The sequence below is a fragment of the Thermus brevis genome, from assembly GCF_026427635.1.
Classification (GTDB): domain Bacteria; phylum Deinococcota; class Deinococci; order Deinococcales; family Thermaceae; genus Thermus; species Thermus antranikianii.
The window spans coordinates 974,690-989,583 of record NZ_CP102606.1; the positions used below are offsets into that span (position 1 = coordinate 974,690).

Below are 14,894 nucleotides of genomic sequence, written 5' to 3' on the forward strand. Positions count from 1 at the left end.
GACGTTCGGCCCGGGGGAACTCCCCCGGGCATTCCTTACGCCATGAGCCTGAACCCCACGCGCCCCGAAGACTTAGGCCCCATCCTCCTTTTGGTCAACAACATCGAGGTGGTCTACCACGACATCATCCAGGTCCTGCGCGGGGTTTCCCTGAAGGTCCCCGAGGGGCGCATCACCGCCCTCTTGGGCCCGAACGGGGCCGGGAAGACCACCACGCTCCGGGCCATCTCCGGCCTTTTGATCCCCGAGGACGGGGAGGTGGTGAGGGGAGAGATCCTCTACCAGGGAAAGCCCATCCATAATCGCCCCCCCGAGGAGATCGTGAGGATGGGTATCGTCCAGGTGCTGGAAGGCCGGCGGGTTTTCAAGCACCTCACGGTGGAGGAGAACCTGCGGGTGGGCACCTTGACCCGTAAGGACAGCCGTCTTAAGGAGGATCTGGAGCGCATCTACCATTACTTCCCCCGCCTGGGCGAGATCAGGACCCGCCTGGCCGGGTACTGCTCGGGGGGAGAGCAGCAGATGATCGCCATCGGCCGGGCCCTCCTGGCCAAACCCCGGCTTCTCCTCCTGGACGAGCCCTCCTTGGGCCTGGCTCCCCTTTTGGTGCGGGAGATCTTTGACATCGTGGCACGGGTGAACGCCGAGGAAGGGGTCACGGTCCTGGTGGTGGAGCAGAACGCCCGGGTGGCGCTTTCCATCGCCCATTACGGGTACATCATGGAAACGGGGCGGATTGTCCTGGAGGGGGATCGGGACTACCTTCTGGAAAACCCCGACGTGCAGGAGTTCTACCTGGGGGTGGCCAAAGGGGGCGGACGCAAGAGCTTCAAGGAGGTAAAGGCCTACAAGAGGCGGAAGCGGTTCATGTAGCCTGCCGCAGGACCCCGGCGTGGCGAGGGCCGCGCCGGGGCTCGTATCATGGAGAGCGTGGTGCGCTTTCGCATGGAAGGGGTGCGCCTGGACCAGGCGGTGGCCGAGGCCTGCGGGGTAAGCCGCAGCCGGGCCCAGGAGTGGATCGCCCAGGGCCGGGTTCAGGTGGGGGAAAAGGTGGTGGAAAAGCCCTCCTACCGCCTTAAGGGGGAAGAGGTGCTGGTGGTTCCCCCGGAGGAAAAGCCCTTCGTGGCCCCTCAGGACCTGGCCATCCCGGTGCTCTACGAGGACGAGGACCTCCTGGTCCTCAACAAGCCTGCGGGGCTTCTTACCCATCCGGCTCCCGGGGTATACACGGGCACCGTGGTCAACGCCCTGTTGGGGCGGTACTTTCCTCTCCAGGAGGCCGAGCGGCCCGAGGAGGTGCGTCCCGGCATCGTGCACCGCCTGGACAAGGACACCAGCGGGGTCCTGGTGGTGGCCAAGCATGGAGGGGCCCTCGAGGCCCTGGCCAGGGCCTTCCGCGACAGGCTGGTGATGAAGCGCTACCTGGCCATCACCGAGGGGCACCCCAGGGAGGGCACCCTCATCGCCCCCATAGGCCGGCATCCCGTGGAGCGGCACAAGATGCACGTGGGGGGGATTGCGCCCCGCTATGCGGAAACCGAGTTCCGCATTCTCGCCACCGCCGGGCCCTACGCCCTGGTGGAGGCCCGGCCCCACACCGGCCGTACCCACCAGATCCGGGTCCACCTCAAGCACCTGAAGGCCCCCATCCTGGGAGATGGGGTTTATGGGCGGGAAAGCCCCGTGATCTCCCGCCAGGCCCTCCATGCCTACGAGCTTCGCCTTCCCCATCCCCGCACCGGGCGCATCCTAGAGTTTCTGGCCCCGGTGCCTGGGGATATGGTCCAGGCCTGGGAGGCTTTGGGGGGAAGGTGGCCGGCGGTATACCCGGAGATTTCTAGGGCGCTATACTAACGGATAAATGGACTCTTTAAGGGAACTCCTTTCTGGCGGCAAAGAGGCAGTACTCGTGGAAAAAGAGGGTGATTTTGCCCAGGAAGATGCTCCCCTGACTTTTTTTCCAAGCCGCCATCTCCTCCTCATCGGGGATGCACGGGAGGTTTTGCGCTCCCTGCCCCCGGATTCGGTGCACCTGGTCCTAACATCCCCTCCCTACTGGAACCTTAAGCGCTACGAGGACCTTCCCGGCCAGCTTGGGCATGTGGAGGACTACGAGGCCTTCTTGGACCAGCTGGATAGGGTTTGGGAAGAGGTTTTCCGGGTGCTGGTTCCCGGCGGGCGCTTGATCGTGGTGGTGGGGGATGTGGCCGTCTCAAGAAAGCGCTTTGGGAGGCATGTGGTCTTCCCCCTGCATGCGGACATCCAGGTGCGTTGCCGCAAGCTGGGCTTTGACAACCTTAACCCCATCCTGTGGCTTAAGCACACCAATGCCACCCTCGAGGCCAACCGGCCCGGCTTCTTTCTGGGGAAGCCTTACGAACCCGGGGCCATCATCAAAACCGAGGTGGAGTACATCCTTATGCAAAGAAAGCCCGGTGGTTATCGGAAGCCCACCCCTGAACAAAGGGAGAGGAGCCGAATCCCCAAAGAGCTTTTCCACCAATGGTTCCGACAGCTATGGGATGACATACCGGGTGAGAGCACCAAGGCGCATCCGGCTCCCTTTCCCCTGGAGCTGGCCGAGAGGCTTGTTCGCATGTTCAGTTTTGTGGGGGATACGGTGCTGGATCCCTTTGCGGGGACGGGGACAACCCTGGTCGCTGCCGCCCGCCATGGCCGCCATTCCATCGGTATAGAGCTGGTCCCCCGCTATGCGGAGCTGGCCCGGGAGCGTTTCATCCAGGCTATACCTGGGAACCATCTATTCCTGGAGGTAATGGTGTGGAGCTAAACGCCTTGGTCCATGAGCTGGAGGAAGCGCTCCAGCAGATGCTCGGATCGGCAGTTACCAGTAGTGGACGCCAGAATCCCCTGGCAGACTATATTTTGAAAAGGTTGAGCCAACGGTTGCCGCCCCACCTCTTACCATATGTGCAAAGAGAAACAAGGGTACCCGGCTTGGCGCGGGAGAAGTCTTGGGATCTGGGCCTAGTTTACCCTGGAGGAAAAGGAAGCCTTAAAAAACCCCGCATGCTGATGTCCCTTAAATCCATTTTGGCTAATCCCTCTGGGTCATGGCCCAATCGCCTTGACGACCTTGTGGGTGAAGTGTCCTCTGTTCAGATGCTTTTTCCTGAAGTAGTGGTGGGATATGGGGTGGTTTTGGACCACGGGGCTCCTACGAAAGGCAAGCGTCCCATGGGCGATGAGCTTGAGGTGCTCTATAAACGCTTCAAGAATGGCCTTGCGGCTCTTGCTAAAAGGGAGCCTCCTCTTTGGGCTCAAGGGCTGATCGAAGGGTATTGGGTGGTGGAGATAGACACCCGACGCCAGCCAGCCTTGCTGGACCCGTTGGAAACAGTAAAAAGGGGTGAAGATTTTCTGGATGCCTTGGTGAACGCTCTTCGCCAGAGGGAGCCCTTACTGTTTTTAGACAAAAGCGAGTAGACCCTTTAAGGCTTTGGCCAAGCGCTGGACCCCTTCTGCTATGCGCTCCCGGTCCATGGTGGCGTAGGAGAGCCTCAAGGTGTTCTCCCCGCCGCCGTTGGCAAAGAAGGGGCCTCCGGGCACGAAGGCCACGTTCTCCTCGAGGGCCTGCCGGAAAAGGGCCTCGGCGGAAAGCCCCTCGGGGAGGGTCATCCAGACGAACATCCCTCCCCTGGGCCGGGTATAGGCCACCTCCTTGGGCATCTCCCGGTCCAGGGCCTCCAGCATGGCCTGGGCCTTGGCCTTGTAGGTGGTGCGGATCCTCTCCAGGCGTTCCGGGAAGCCTTCCCTCACCAGCTCGTGCACCAGGATCTGGTTGAGGACCGGGGTGTGCAGGTCCACCCCTTGCTTGGCCTGGGTGAGCTTGAGGATGGCCTCGGGCTGGGCCACCACGAAGGCCACCCTCAGGCCCGGGGCCAGCACCTTGGAGAAACTGCTCAGGTAGATAACCCCGGGGTAGCCCGCCTCCCGGGCCAGCTCAAAAAGGCTTGGCAGGCGGCTTTCCCCAAAGTAGAGCTCCCGGTAGGCGTCATCCTCCACCACCACCAACCCCCGTTCCATCGCCATTTCCAGAAGGTGCCTGCGGGCTTCCAGGGGCATGAGCCCCCCGGAGGGGTTCTGGAAGGAGGGGATGAGGTAGAGGAAGCGGGGGCGCTCCTGGTCTAGGGCTTCCTCCAGGGCACGGAGGTCCGGCCCCTCTTCCCCGGCCGGCACCGTGAGGAAACGGGGGCCATAGGCCCGGAAGGCCTGGATGGCCCCCATGTAGCTGGGGGCTTCCAAGAGAACCGGGCTTCCCTCGTCCAAAAAGACCTTCCCCAGAAGGTCCAGGGCCTGCTGGCTTCCCGTGGTGATGAGGACCTCCTCCGGGCTCACCCCAAGCCACTCCGCCACCCAGGCCCTTAAGGGGAAGTAGCCCTCCGTGGGCCCGTACTGCAGGGCCACCTCGCCCTTTTCCCTTAGGATCTCGGCCGCCTTGGCCGCCGCCTCCTCCTTGGGGAAGAGCTCGGGGGCGGGAAGGCCCCCGGCGAAGCTGAGGACGCCGGGGCGCTGGGTGAGCTTTAAAAGCTCCCGGATGGTGGAGGCCTGGATGCGCCTGGCCCGCTCGCCAAAAAGGGTATTCCAGTCCAGGGTTTTCACCTACCCATTTTATCCCTCGCCCCCTGGGGTTTCAGGGGAAGAGCTTCCGATAGGCCTCGAGGGCATACCGGTCCGTCATCCCGGCGATGTAGTCGCACACCGCCCGCTCCACCCCCTCCTCGGGGATCCGGGCCTGGACCTCCTTGGGCAGGATCTCGGGGTACTGGGTGTAGGTGTGGAAAAGATTCTCCAGAACGATTTCCGCCTTACGCCTCTCCCTCAGGACCTCGGGGTGGCGGTAAAAGCGCTCCATGAGAAAGGCCTTGAGTTCCCGGTGGGCCCGCTCGGCCTCAGGGGTGAGAGCAGCCAGGCGTTCAGGATGCCGGCGCACCTCCTCTGGGCTCCTCACCCCGGCCCCTTCCACCCTTTGGTGGGTGGCCTCTATGGAGGCGGTGATGAAAAAGCCCAGAAGCTGGCGCACCAGGATCCGGCGGGAGAGCTCGGTTAGCTCCGAAAGGTCCAGGCCTTCTTCCCGGGCCAGCTCCGCCAGGAAGGGCACCTCGGTGAGCTCTTGGGGGCGAAGGAGGCCGCTACGGAGCCCGTCGTCCAGGTCGTGGGCCGCATAGGCGATGGCGTCGGAAAGGTCCACCACCTGGGCCTCGAGGGTGCCCCTGCCCTCGTATGCCGGCTTGAAGCCCGGGGCATAGGCGGCCTCGTGGGTGGCGATTCCCTCCAGGACCTCGTGGGTGAGGTTCAAACCCTTGAAACCGGGGTAGCGCACCTCCAGCTGGGTGAGGATCCTCAGGGCCTGGGCGTTGTGCTCAAACCCCCCGTGGTCCCGCATGAGCTCGTTCAGAACCTTCTCCCCCGTGTGGCCAAAGGGGGGGTGGCCTAAGTCGTGGGAAAGGGCGATGGCCTCCGTGAGGTCCTCGTTGAGGCCTAGGGCGCGGGCGATGGAGCGGGCCACCTGGACCACCTCGAGGGTGTGGGTGAGGCGGGTGCGGTAGTAGTCCCCGGCCCAGTTGGGAAAGACCTGGGTCTTGTACTCCAGGCGCCGGAAGGCGGTGGTGTGAAGGATGCGGTCCCGGTCCTTCTGGAAGGGCGTGCGGTAGGGGGACTCGGGCTCCGGGTATTTCCGCCCCCGGGTGTCCCGGGCCTTCTGGGCGTAGGGCGCCAGCCTTTCCGCCTCCAGATCCAGAAGCCTTTCCCTGGAGTACAGCATCCCCTAAACCCGTTTGAAGAGGAGCACGGCGTTTTGACCGCCGAAGGCGAAGGAGTTGGAGAGGGCGTAGGCCACCCTGGCCTCCCGGGGCTCGGGCACGAAGTCCAGGTCCAGCTCGGGGTCGGGGTCCTCCAGGTTGATGGTGGGGGGGATGACCCCGTGGTAGAGGGCCTGCACCGTGGCGATGGCCTCGATCCCCCCGGCAGCCCCCAGGAGGTGGCCGGTCATGCTCTTGGTGCTGGAAACCATGAGCCTCTTGGCGTGCTCCTTGAAGACCTCCTTGATGGCCAGGACCTCGGCCCGGTCCCCCACGGGGGTGGAGGTGCCGTGGGCGTTGATGTAGCCCACCTCCTCGGGGTGAACTTTAGCGTCCAAAAGGGCGCGGCGCATGGCTAAGGCGGCACCTTTGCCCTCGGGGTGGGGCTCGGTGATGTGGTGGGCGTCGGCGCTCCGGCCGAAGCCCACCAGCTCGGCGTAGATCCTGGCTCCCCGCCTCTTGGCGTGCTCGTACTCCTCCAGCACCAAGACCCCGGCTCCTTCCCCCATCACGAAACCATCCCGGCTTAGGGTGAAGGGGCGGCTGGCCTTGGTGGGCTCCTCGTTCCGGGTGGAAAGGGCCCGCATCACGGCGAAGGCCCCGATGGCCATGGGGGTGATGGCGGCCTCCGTGCCCCCGGCGAGGACGACGTCGGCTTCCCCCAGCTGGATCATGCGGAGGGCGTTTCCGATGGCATCCGACCCCGTGGCGCAGGCGGTGACGGCGGTGGAGCTGGGTCCCATGAAGCCGTAGCGCATGGCGATATGGGCCGAGGCCATGTTGGCGATCATCATGGGGATGAAGAAGGGGCTTATCCGGTTCGGGCCCCGCTCCAGGAAGACCTTGCTCTGGGCCTCCCAGGTTTCCATGCCCCCGATGCCCGTGCCCACCAGGGTGCCTACCCGCTCGGGATCCAGGGCGCTGGGCTCCAGTCCCGCATCCTTCAGGGCCAGCTCGGCGGCGATCAGGGCGTACTGGACAAAGCGGTCCAGGCGTCTCAGTTCCTTTTTGTCAATGAACTCCTCGGGATTGACGTCCACCTCGGCGGCGATGCGCACCGGCAGGGCCGAGGCGTCAAAGCGGGTGATGGGGCGCACCCCGCTTTTCCCGGCAAGCTGGGCCTTATGGTAAGCTTCCGCCCCCATACCGATGGGGGTGAGGGGTCCGAGGCCGGTAACCACCACGCGTCGCATGGGGGTAGTATACCGGGAAAAGCCCTGGGAAAAAGAAAAGGGGCGCAGGAAGCGCCCCTTAAAGCCCTAAGCCCTAGCCCAGCTTGGCCTGGATGTAGGCCACCGCATCCTTCACGGTGCGGATCTTTTCGGCCTCCTCGTCGGAGATCTCCAGGCCGAACTCGTCCTCGAGGCCCATGATGAGCTCCACGGTATCCAGGCTGTCCGCCCCCAGGTCCTCGATGAAGCGGGCCTCGAGGGTGATCTTCTCGGGTTCCACCGAGAGCTTGTCCGCAATAACCGCCTTCACCTTTTCAAAGATCTCCTGCTCCGTCATGAAAACCTCCCTTGGGGATTTTACCACGGGGTATAGCCTAGGGCCCGGCCCCTTCAATGGGGGGTGAGCCCCCCGTCCACGCACAGGGTCTGGCCGGTGATGTAGCCCGCGGCCTCGGAGACCAAAAAGGCCACCGCCTCGGCCACGTCCTCCGGCCGGCCGAAGCGGCCTGCGGGGATGCTTTTCAGGTAGGCCTCCCGCACCTCGGGCGGAAGCTTTTCCGTCATCTCCGTTTCGATAAACCCGGGGGCCACGGCGTTCACCGTGATCCCTCGGGCGGCGTACTCCTTGGCCACCGCCCGGGTGAAGCCGATAAGCCCCGCCTTGGAGGCCACGTAGTTGGCCTGGCCGGGGTTGCCCAGGATGCCCACCACGCTGGTGATGTTCACGATGCGCCCGAAGCGGGTCTTCATCATGAGCTTGATGGCCTCACGGGTGGTGCGGAAGACCGCGGAGAGGTTGGCTTCCAGCACGGCTTCCCAGTCCTCGTCCTTCATGCGGACGAGGAGGGTGTCCCGGGTGATGCCGGCGTTGTTCACCAGGGTGTCCAGACCCCCCAGGATCTCCGCCGCCCCGTGGACCAGGCCCGTGGCGGCCTCCGCCTCCAGGAGGTTGGCCCCCAAAACCCCCACCAGGGGGCTTCCCAGCCTCCTGGCCTCCTCCGCCACCTCCTCCGCCCTCTCCCGGTTCTGCCCGTAGTGGATCACCAGGGCGTAGCCCTCCCGGGCCAGCCTGAGGGCGATAGCCCGGCCAATGCCCCGGCTGGCCCCCGTCACCAGTGCCTTACGCATCCTCCACCTCCAACGCCTTCCTTACCCCTTCCGGGTCCCCCACGGAAAGGGCGTGCGCTTCCTTCAGGGTGCGGGCCACCAGGCCCTTGAGCACCTCGCCGCTACCGAACTCCAAAAAGCGCCGGATGCCCCTCTTTTCCATGTCCTTTAGGGTTTCCACCCAGCGTACCGGGGCGGTGATCTGTTCCAGGAGAAGCGCACGGATGCGCTCGGGATCCTCCTCGGGCGTTGCGGTCACGTTGGAGTAGACGGGGAAGCGGGGCTTCCTCAGGGTCACCTGGGCCAGGTCCCGGGCCAGGCGCTCCTTGGCAGGAGCCATCAGGGAGGAGTGGAAGGGGGCGGAGACCGGGAGGAAGACCACCCGGGCCCGTTTTTCCTTTAGCCTTTCTGCCGCCTCTTCCACCGCCTCCTTCCTGCCGGAGATCACCGTCTGCTCGGGGGCATTTAGGTTGGCGATCTCCACCCCCTCTAACCCCGCCAAAGCTTCCTGGATGGCCTCGAGGGGAAGCTTCAGGATGGCGGCCATGGCGCCTTCCCCTGGGGGCACGGCCTCCTGCATGTACCGGCCCCGGAGGCGCACCAGCTTCAGGGCATCCTCCAGCTCCAGGGTGCCCGCGGCCACATGGGCGGTCCATTCCCCCAGGGAGTGCCCGGCGGCTAAGGAAGGTTCGGTTCCCCCTTCCGCCAGGAAGGCCCGGTAGGCGGCATAGCCCACCGCCAGAAGGGCGGGTTGCTGGTTTTCCGTGAGGGTGAGGGTTTCCTCGGGTCCTTCCCACATGAGCTTAAGGAGGCCGGGCAGGGTAGCCTCGGCCCTGTCCAGCACCTCCTTGGCGGCGGGCGAGGCCTCGTAAAGGGCTTTGCCCATCCCCACCCGCTGGGAGCCCTGTCCCGGGAAAAGGGCGGCGTACATCAAGCTCCCCCCCAGGTGATTACGGCGGCCGCCCAGGTGAGCCCAGCCCCGAAGGAAACCAGAAGCACGTGGTCCCCTTCCCGGATGCGGCCCTCGTCCACCGCCTCCTTAAGGGCCAGGGGGATGGAGGCGGTGGAGGTGTTGCCGTAGCGGTCCACGTTCACCACCACCCGTTCCCAGGGAAGGCCCAGGCGCTCCCGGGCGGCGTCGATGATCCTGAGGTTTGCCTGGTGGGGCACGAAGACCTTGATCTCCTCCGGGGTGAGGCCGGCCTTTTCTATGGCCTCGAGGGTGGCGGTGTTCATCACCCGCACGGCGAACTTGAAGACCTCCCGCCCGTTCATGTAGAGGCGGTTGCGCATGGAGGTCCCGTCGGGAAGCCTGGGGGCCACGCAGGCGTGATAGAGCTCCTTGGCCCCGGTGCCGTCGGCCCCCAGCACGAAGGAGCGGAAGCCGAAGCCTTCCCGCACTCTGCCCACCACCGCCGCTCCCCCGGCGTCCCCGAAGAGGACCGCGGTGGCCCGGTCGTTCCAGTCCACGATCTTGGAAAGGGCCTCGGCCCCCACCACCAGGACCTTACGGGCCAGGCCCGCCTCCACCATGGCGTGGGCCTGGGCCAGGGCGTAAAGCCAGCCCGGGCAACCCGCCAACAGGTCGTAGGCGAAGCCCTGGATGCCGAAACGGGCCTGCACCAAGGCGGCGGTGTCGGGGAAGAGGGCATCGGGGGTGTTGGTGGCCACGACGACCCCGTCCACTCCTTCCAGGGCCCCCGGGTGGCGCCCAAGAAGGTCCTCCACCGCCTTGAAGGCCAGGTCCGAGGTGTACTCGTCCTCGGCGGCGATGCGCCGTTCCCGGATGCCCGTGCGGGTCACGATCCACTCGTCCGAGGTGTCCAGGTAGGCCTCGAATTCCTCGTTCTTCATGACCCTCTCGGGGGCGTAAGCCCCCAGGGCCAGGATGCCGCTCATGCCTGACCTCCCGTCATGGGCTCCACTATACCGGCCCATGGCGCAAAAAGTTGAGACCCCGGAGACCGGGGTCCCTTAAGTCTTGACCGGGTCTAGACTTCTAGAACCTTGCGCCCATCGTAGTAGCCGCACTCCGGGCAGACGGTGTGCGGGGGCTTCATCGCCTTGCACTCGGGGCAGGGGACCAGGGTCGGGGGGGTCAGGGCATGGTGGCTCCTGCGGGCATCGCGCCGCGCCTTAGAGGTCTTCTTCTTGGGTACAGGGTGCTTGGCCATCTCCAATCCTCCAGGGGGGCTTGGCCCCCGCTAAACCCCTGGTAGTATAGCAGACCCGCTAGAGTTCGGGAAGGAGGTCCTTAAGGCCGAGGAAGGGGTGGTGGACCTCCGGCTCGTGGCCACAGTCCACCAGGTTGCGGTCCGCCCCGCAGACCGGGCAGAGGCCCTTGCACCCTTCCTCGCAGAGGACGGTGTAGGGCATCTCCGTCACGAACGCCTCGGTGAGGAAGGGGAGAAGGTCCAGGTCGGGCTCGCCAAAGGCGTAGTACTCCTCCTCTTTCTCCTCGTGGAAGACCACCTCTTCCAGGCCTTGCTGGTAGCGGAGGAGGTGCTGGAAGTGGGCGTGGATGGGGGTGGGGGTGGGCTTGAGGCAGCGGCGGCACTCCATGAGGACCACGCCTTTCACCTCACCCGAAAGCCAGTACTCATCCCCTCCCACGGCGGAAACCGCCACCTTCCAGGTGGCTTCTCCTTCCAGGGGGAAGCGCTCCTCGCCTACCCGAAAGGCCTCCCGCACCACGCCTGCGGCGCGGGCCGTACCTCCTTCCCGCAAGAGGCGGGCCAGGTTGATGCTTGCCACCTCGCGGTGTTCCATCCTTTTAAGTATAGCGCCAAAAGCCCCTTCCTCCTAGGGGGTCGGCATAAAGTTCCCAAGCGGTGCATGGGGTTTTCTGCTAGCATGCCCCCCATGGAGCGGGTGGCCATCCTGGGTGTGCCCATGGACTTAGGCGCAGGCCGGCGTGGGGTGGACATGGGGCCTTCCGCTTTGCGCTATGCCCGGCTGGCGGAGGAGCTCGAGGCCCTGGGTCTGGCGGTGGAGGACCTGGGGGACGTGCGGGTACCCGTGGCGGAAACCCTCAGGCGAAAGGGCTTGCGCCCGAGCGGGGAGAACTACTTGGAGGAGATCCGCCAGGCGGCCCTCGAGCTCAAGGAGCGGCTCCGCTCCCTGCCGGAGGGGGTATTTCCCATCGTGCTGGGCGGGGACCATTCCCTGAGCATGGGTTCGGTGAGCGGGGTGGCCAAGGAGCCCTTGGGGGTGGTCTGGGTGGATGCCCATGCGGACTTCAACACCCCGGAAACCAGCCCTTCGGGAAACATTCACGGCATGCCCCTGGCGGTGCTCTGCGGGCTTGGGCACCCCCGCCTCACGGAGGCCTTCCAGGCGGTGGATCCCAAGAGGGTGGTCCTGGTGGGGGTGCGGAGCCTGGACCCCGGGGAGAGGCGGCTTCTTCGGGAAATGGGGGTTACCGTTTACACCATGCACGAGGTGGACCGCCTGGGGGTAGCCCGCATCGCCGAGGAGGTTTTGGAAAGGCTTTCCGGCCTGCCCCTCCACGTTTCCCTGGACGCCGACGTCCTGGATCCCACCCTGGCTCCCGGGGTGGGGACCCCGGTGCCCGGGGGCCTTTCCTACCGGGAGGCGCACCTCCTCATGGAGATCCTGGCCCAGTCGGGCCGGGTGCGGAGCCTGGACCTGGTGGAGGTGAACCCCATTCTGGACGAGCGTAACCGCACCGCGGAGATGATGGTGGGGTTGGCCTCGAGTCTCCTGGGAAAGCGTATCCTTTAACTGACCTTCGCCCTTAAATTCAGAAATCTCCGCCCCCTTTTGTGCGCTCTAGGGGCATTAGCCAAGTATCCCATGCCTTTGTGGGGGGTATCCAGTTTCGGCCGACTTGTACCCCTCCTTTCCCGAGGGCTTCCCGGGGCCTGGTGGAAGAGCCTTAGGGCCCCATGCGCGAGAGCCGTAACAGGAAAGGGCGGTCCCCCCACGGGACGGCTGGTCCTACCTTAGCCGGACTAGGGGGAAACCAGGATGGTGTTGCGTTCACCTACTGCCACAAAGCGGCCGTTACCGAAGGCGACACCGCTAAGTCCCGCTCCCGTTCCCGGGGTCTGGGCCTCCCATCTGCTCCCATCTCGGGAGGTGAGGATGATGCCTCTACTCCCTAGGGCGCTGTTTCCCCCCACCACTACGAAGAGGCCATTGCCGTAGGTGACAGCGAAAAGGGGTTCATTCCTTCCTAAGTTTTGGGCTTTCCATGTACTCCCATCTGAGGAGGTTAGGATGGTGCCTTCATACCCCACCACCATAAAGAGGCCGTTAGCGTAGGTGACGTCACGAAGCCACGCATTCGTTCCTGAGATCCGTTGCGTCCACGTGATCCCATCTGGGGAGGTTAAGATGGTACCTTTATCCCCCACCGCTACAAAGAGGCCGTTAGCATACGTGACGTTAGAGAGGGTTGCTCTCGTTCCCGAAGTTTGGCGCGTCCACCTACTTCCATCTCGGGACGTAAGGATGGTACCGTAATCTCCCACTGCCACGAAAAGTCCGTTGGCGTAGGTAACATCACTGAGGCCTCCGAGCATCTCTAAATTGCGGCGGGTCCACTCAATCCCATCACGGGAGGTGGGGATGATGCCTCCATACCCCACAGCCACGAAGCGGCCGTTACCGTAGGTGACACCACGGAGGTACGCATTTGTCCCTGAGGTTCGGGCTGTCCACCTGCTCCCATCATCCGAGGTGAGGATGGTTCCTTCGCCCCCCACGGCCACGAAGAGGCCATTACCGTAGGTAATATCAAGGAGGCTCAAATTCGTCCTTGAGGCGCGAGGTTCCTCCCATGTGTTCCCATTTCTGGAGGTAAGAATGGTGCTTTTAGTTCCTAGGAAGGTGCCTCCCCCTATTGCTACGAAGAGACCGTTACCGTAGGTAACCCCAAAGAGGGGTTCTATCCTCTGTGGAGTTTGATCTTCCCATGCTTCCCCATCTTGGGAAATGAGGATGCAGCCTCTATCTCCAACAGCTACGAAAAGGCCGTTACCATAGGTGATACCATTGAGCCGTCTATTCGTCCCCGAAATTTGGGCCTCCCACGAACTCCCATTTTGGGAGGTGAGGATGATGCCCTCAGCCCCCACAGCCACGAAGAGGCCTTTACCATAGGCAATGCCACTGAGGTTCAAGGGCATCCCCGAGCTTTGGGCCGTCCACTTGCTCCCATCTGGAGAGGTTACTATGACACCTTCACCCCCCACGGCCACGAAAAGACTCTTACCAAAGGTAACGCCGTTGAGGTCCTGAGTCGTTCCTGAGGTTCGGGGCGTCCACCTGGTTCCATCGGCAGAGGTGACGATGGTACCATCCGCGCCCACGACCACAAAGCGGCCGTTGCCGTAGGAGGCACTATATAGGGATACATCTGTCCCCGAGTTCTGGGGTTGCCATGTACGCCCATCTCGAGAGGTGAGGATGATGCCATTCTCCCCCACCGCTACAAAGAGACTGTTGCCGTAAGTGACACCAAGAAGGGTTAAATCCGTTATTGGAGTCTGGGCTTTTTCCCATGTGTTCCCATCTGAGGAGACAAGGATAACCCCTTCCTCCCCCACGGCTACAAAGAGACCGTTACCGTAGGTGACAGCAGACAGGGGCGGGTACGTCTGGACCACTCGCCAGACTGTCCCCCCGGCTCCTTTTCCTTCCTGGCCACCGGGGTTGGCGTAGGCAGCCAGGAGGAGAAGGGGTAGGGTAAGAAGAAAGTTGATAAACCTAGATCCTATGGATATGGAGTTTTGCATTCACCACCTCCTTTTAGACCCTTGTACTGGGGTCCTGCTCTCAGGATACAGGACTTTTTCAGGGCAATTCCAGGGGTATCTGAACTCCTGCGAGAAGGTCGGTCCTTAGTTTTTAAGAATTGACGCCAGGGTTTATACTGGCTAGATTAGCCCCATGAAGGCTCGCTGGTGGGTGGGGATCCTTCTCCTATTCCTGGTTTTGGGAGGCTACCTGGTTCTCTCGCCTTACTTTGCCCTGCGAGGGCTCCAGGCAGCCATCGAGCGCCAGGATGCGGCAGCACTGGAGCGGTACGTGGACTTTCCCCGGGTTAGGGAAAACCTCAAGGCGGACCTCAATGCCGCCATGGCCAAGGAGCTGGAAAAGGCCCAGGACAATCCTTTTGCGGCTTTGGGGTTGCTCTTCGCCGGGAGCCTGATCCAGGCCTTGGTGGATGCCCTGCTTACGCCTGAGGGTCTTGCCAGCTTGGGCACGGGGAAAGACCCCGGGGAGGCCAGTCTGGAAGAGGTGCGCCAGTGGCGGCTCAAACGGCAGGGGCTTTCACGGGTCTTTGTCCACCACCGGGATGACCCGCAAACCGGTTTGGTGATGGAGCGCCAGGGGTTAAGGTGGCGGGTGGTGCGGATGGTGGTTAACCCCTAGCCTGGCTCCGCAGGTACCGTCCCAGCTTCTGCCCTCCGTGGAAGGCCAGGGCGAGGCTTTCCCAGGGAGGTTCCTTTTTGCGGTGAAGAAGGGGGTCCAGGGCCTCCCTGGCCCACTGGCTCACCAGCACGGGAAAGTCCAGCCCCGTTTCCAGGAAGTACTCCTCCGCCTCCCGCCAGGCTCCCTCGCTCCGGCGGAAGAAGGCGGAAAGATCCTTGGGCGCAGGGGCTTCCGGCCAGAGGAAGCCGCTCACCACCCCTAGGAGCCAGGCCCCCCGGAGGTCCTTGGGCAAGGCCTGGGCCCCCCGGGCCACGTAGCCCAGGGGATCCTTGTGCAGAAGCTCCCGCGGCAGGTGGGCCAGGGGGTCCTCCATGCTTAGAGTGTAAACCTG

The 14,894-nt window shown here is 63.9% G+C and carries 17 protein-coding genes; 6 read left to right on the top strand and 11 right to left on the bottom strand.

From position 1 onward, the window contains the following. The first annotated feature begins 42 nt into the window (after window positions 1-42). From KQ693_RS05505 to KQ693_RS05520, 4 genes are read left to right on the top strand one after another with little or no spacing between them, the layout of a single operon-like run. On the top strand, window positions 43-873 hold the full coding sequence (locus KQ693_RS05505) for an ABC transporter ATP-binding protein (protein WP_267262169.1): 831 nt from the start codon (window positions 43-45) through the stop codon (window positions 871-873). Window positions 874-930: 57 nt separating this feature from the next. Beyond that, window positions 931-1,854 carry an RluA family pseudouridine synthase gene (locus tag KQ693_RS05510; protein WP_267262170.1) on the top strand — a complete coding sequence of 308 codons (924 nt, stop codon included), beginning with the start codon at window positions 931-933 and terminating at the stop codon, window positions 1,852-1,854. A 7-nt stretch (window positions 1,855-1,861) separates the two neighbouring features. After that, window positions 1,862-2,791 (top strand): DNA-methyltransferase, encoded by a 930-nt coding sequence (locus KQ693_RS05515; protein WP_267262171.1) that lies wholly within the window; start codon window positions 1,862-1,864, stop codon window positions 2,789-2,791. Next, complete coding sequence (locus KQ693_RS05520; protein WP_267262172.1) at window positions 2,782-3,447, top strand: hypothetical protein; 666 nt, start codon at window positions 2,782-2,784, stop codon at window positions 3,445-3,447. Before KQ693_RS05515 ends, KQ693_RS05520 begins: the two co-directional genes overlap by 10 nt. Here the strand turns inward: KQ693_RS05520 and lysN are convergent. The 9 genes from lysN to KQ693_RS05565 form a co-directional block, all read right to left on the bottom strand. After that, on the bottom strand, window positions 3,430-4,623 hold the full coding sequence (gene lysN, locus KQ693_RS05525; protein ID WP_267262173.1) for a 2-aminoadipate transaminase: 1,194 nt from the start codon (window positions 4,621-4,623) through the stop codon (window positions 3,430-3,432). The two genes, KQ693_RS05520 and lysN, sit on opposite strands and share 18 nt — an antisense overlap. A gap of 31 nt (window positions 4,624-4,654) precedes the next feature. Then, window positions 4,655-5,785 carry a deoxyguanosinetriphosphate triphosphohydrolase gene (locus tag KQ693_RS05530; protein ID WP_219760060.1) on the bottom strand — a complete coding sequence of 377 codons (1,131 nt, stop codon included), beginning with the start codon at window positions 5,783-5,785 and terminating at the stop codon, window positions 4,655-4,657. Between the two features lie 3 nt (window positions 5,786-5,788). Beyond that, window positions 5,789-7,015 carry a beta-ketoacyl-ACP synthase II gene (fabF, locus tag KQ693_RS05535; RefSeq protein WP_267262174.1) on the bottom strand — a complete coding sequence of 409 codons (1,227 nt, stop codon included), beginning with the start codon at window positions 7,013-7,015 and terminating at the stop codon, window positions 5,789-5,791. A gap of 73 nt (window positions 7,016-7,088) precedes the next feature. Then, window positions 7,089-7,331, bottom strand: coding sequence for an acyl carrier protein (gene acpP / locus KQ693_RS05540; protein WP_015716498.1), 243 nt, complete (start codon window positions 7,329-7,331; stop codon window positions 7,089-7,091). 53 nt (window positions 7,332-7,384) lie between these two features. Continuing rightward, window positions 7,385-8,122, bottom strand: coding sequence for a 3-oxoacyl-[acyl-carrier-protein] reductase (gene fabG, locus KQ693_RS05545; RefSeq protein WP_267262175.1), 738 nt, complete (start codon window positions 8,120-8,122; stop codon window positions 7,385-7,387). Beyond that, the gene (gene fabD, locus KQ693_RS05550; RefSeq protein ID WP_267262176.1) at window positions 8,115-9,032 is read right to left on the bottom strand and encodes an ACP S-malonyltransferase; all 918 of its coding nucleotides are present in this window, start codon (window positions 9,030-9,032) and stop codon (window positions 8,115-8,117) included. Before fabD ends, fabG begins: the two co-directional genes overlap by 8 nt. Beyond that, complete coding sequence (locus tag KQ693_RS05555) at window positions 9,032-10,000, bottom strand: beta-ketoacyl-ACP synthase III (RefSeq protein ID WP_267262177.1); 969 nt, start codon at window positions 9,998-10,000, stop codon at window positions 9,032-9,034. Before KQ693_RS05555 ends, fabD begins: the two co-directional genes overlap by 1 nt. A gap of 92 nt (window positions 10,001-10,092) precedes the next feature. After that, complete coding sequence (rpmF, locus tag KQ693_RS05560; protein ID WP_015716502.1) at window positions 10,093-10,275, bottom strand: 50S ribosomal protein L32; 183 nt, start codon at window positions 10,273-10,275, stop codon at window positions 10,093-10,095. Window positions 10,276-10,333: 58 nt separating this feature from the next. After that, on the bottom strand, window positions 10,334-10,870 hold the full coding sequence (locus tag KQ693_RS05565; protein ID WP_267262178.1) for a DUF177 domain-containing protein: 537 nt from the start codon (window positions 10,868-10,870) through the stop codon (window positions 10,334-10,336). A gap of 84 nt (window positions 10,871-10,954) precedes the next feature. Between KQ693_RS05565 and rocF the strand changes: the two genes are divergently transcribed. Continuing rightward, window positions 10,955-11,845 (top strand): arginase, encoded by an 891-nt coding sequence (gene rocF / locus KQ693_RS05570; RefSeq protein ID WP_267262179.1) that lies wholly within the window; start codon window positions 10,955-10,957, stop codon window positions 11,843-11,845. 230 nt (window positions 11,846-12,075) lie between these two features. On the opposite strand, the gene KQ693_RS05575 is transcribed toward rocF, so the two are convergent. Next, entirely contained in the window at window positions 12,076-13,863 is a 1,788-nt protein-coding gene (locus KQ693_RS05575) for a WD40/YVTN/BNR-like repeat-containing protein (protein WP_267262180.1), read from the bottom strand. A 154-nt stretch (window positions 13,864-14,017) separates the two neighbouring features. Between KQ693_RS05575 and KQ693_RS05580 the strand changes: the two genes are divergently transcribed. Then, window positions 14,018-14,503, top strand: a complete 486-nt coding sequence (locus tag KQ693_RS05580; RefSeq protein ID WP_267262181.1) for a DUF2939 domain-containing protein — start codon at window positions 14,018-14,020, stop codon at window positions 14,501-14,503. Here KQ693_RS05580 and KQ693_RS05585 read toward each other — a convergent pair. Then, window positions 14,493-14,876, bottom strand: coding sequence for a hypothetical protein (locus tag KQ693_RS05585; protein ID WP_038031307.1), 384 nt, complete (start codon window positions 14,874-14,876; stop codon window positions 14,493-14,495). The two genes, KQ693_RS05580 and KQ693_RS05585, sit on opposite strands and share 11 nt — an antisense overlap. Between the last annotated feature and the right edge of the window lie 18 nt (window positions 14,877-14,894).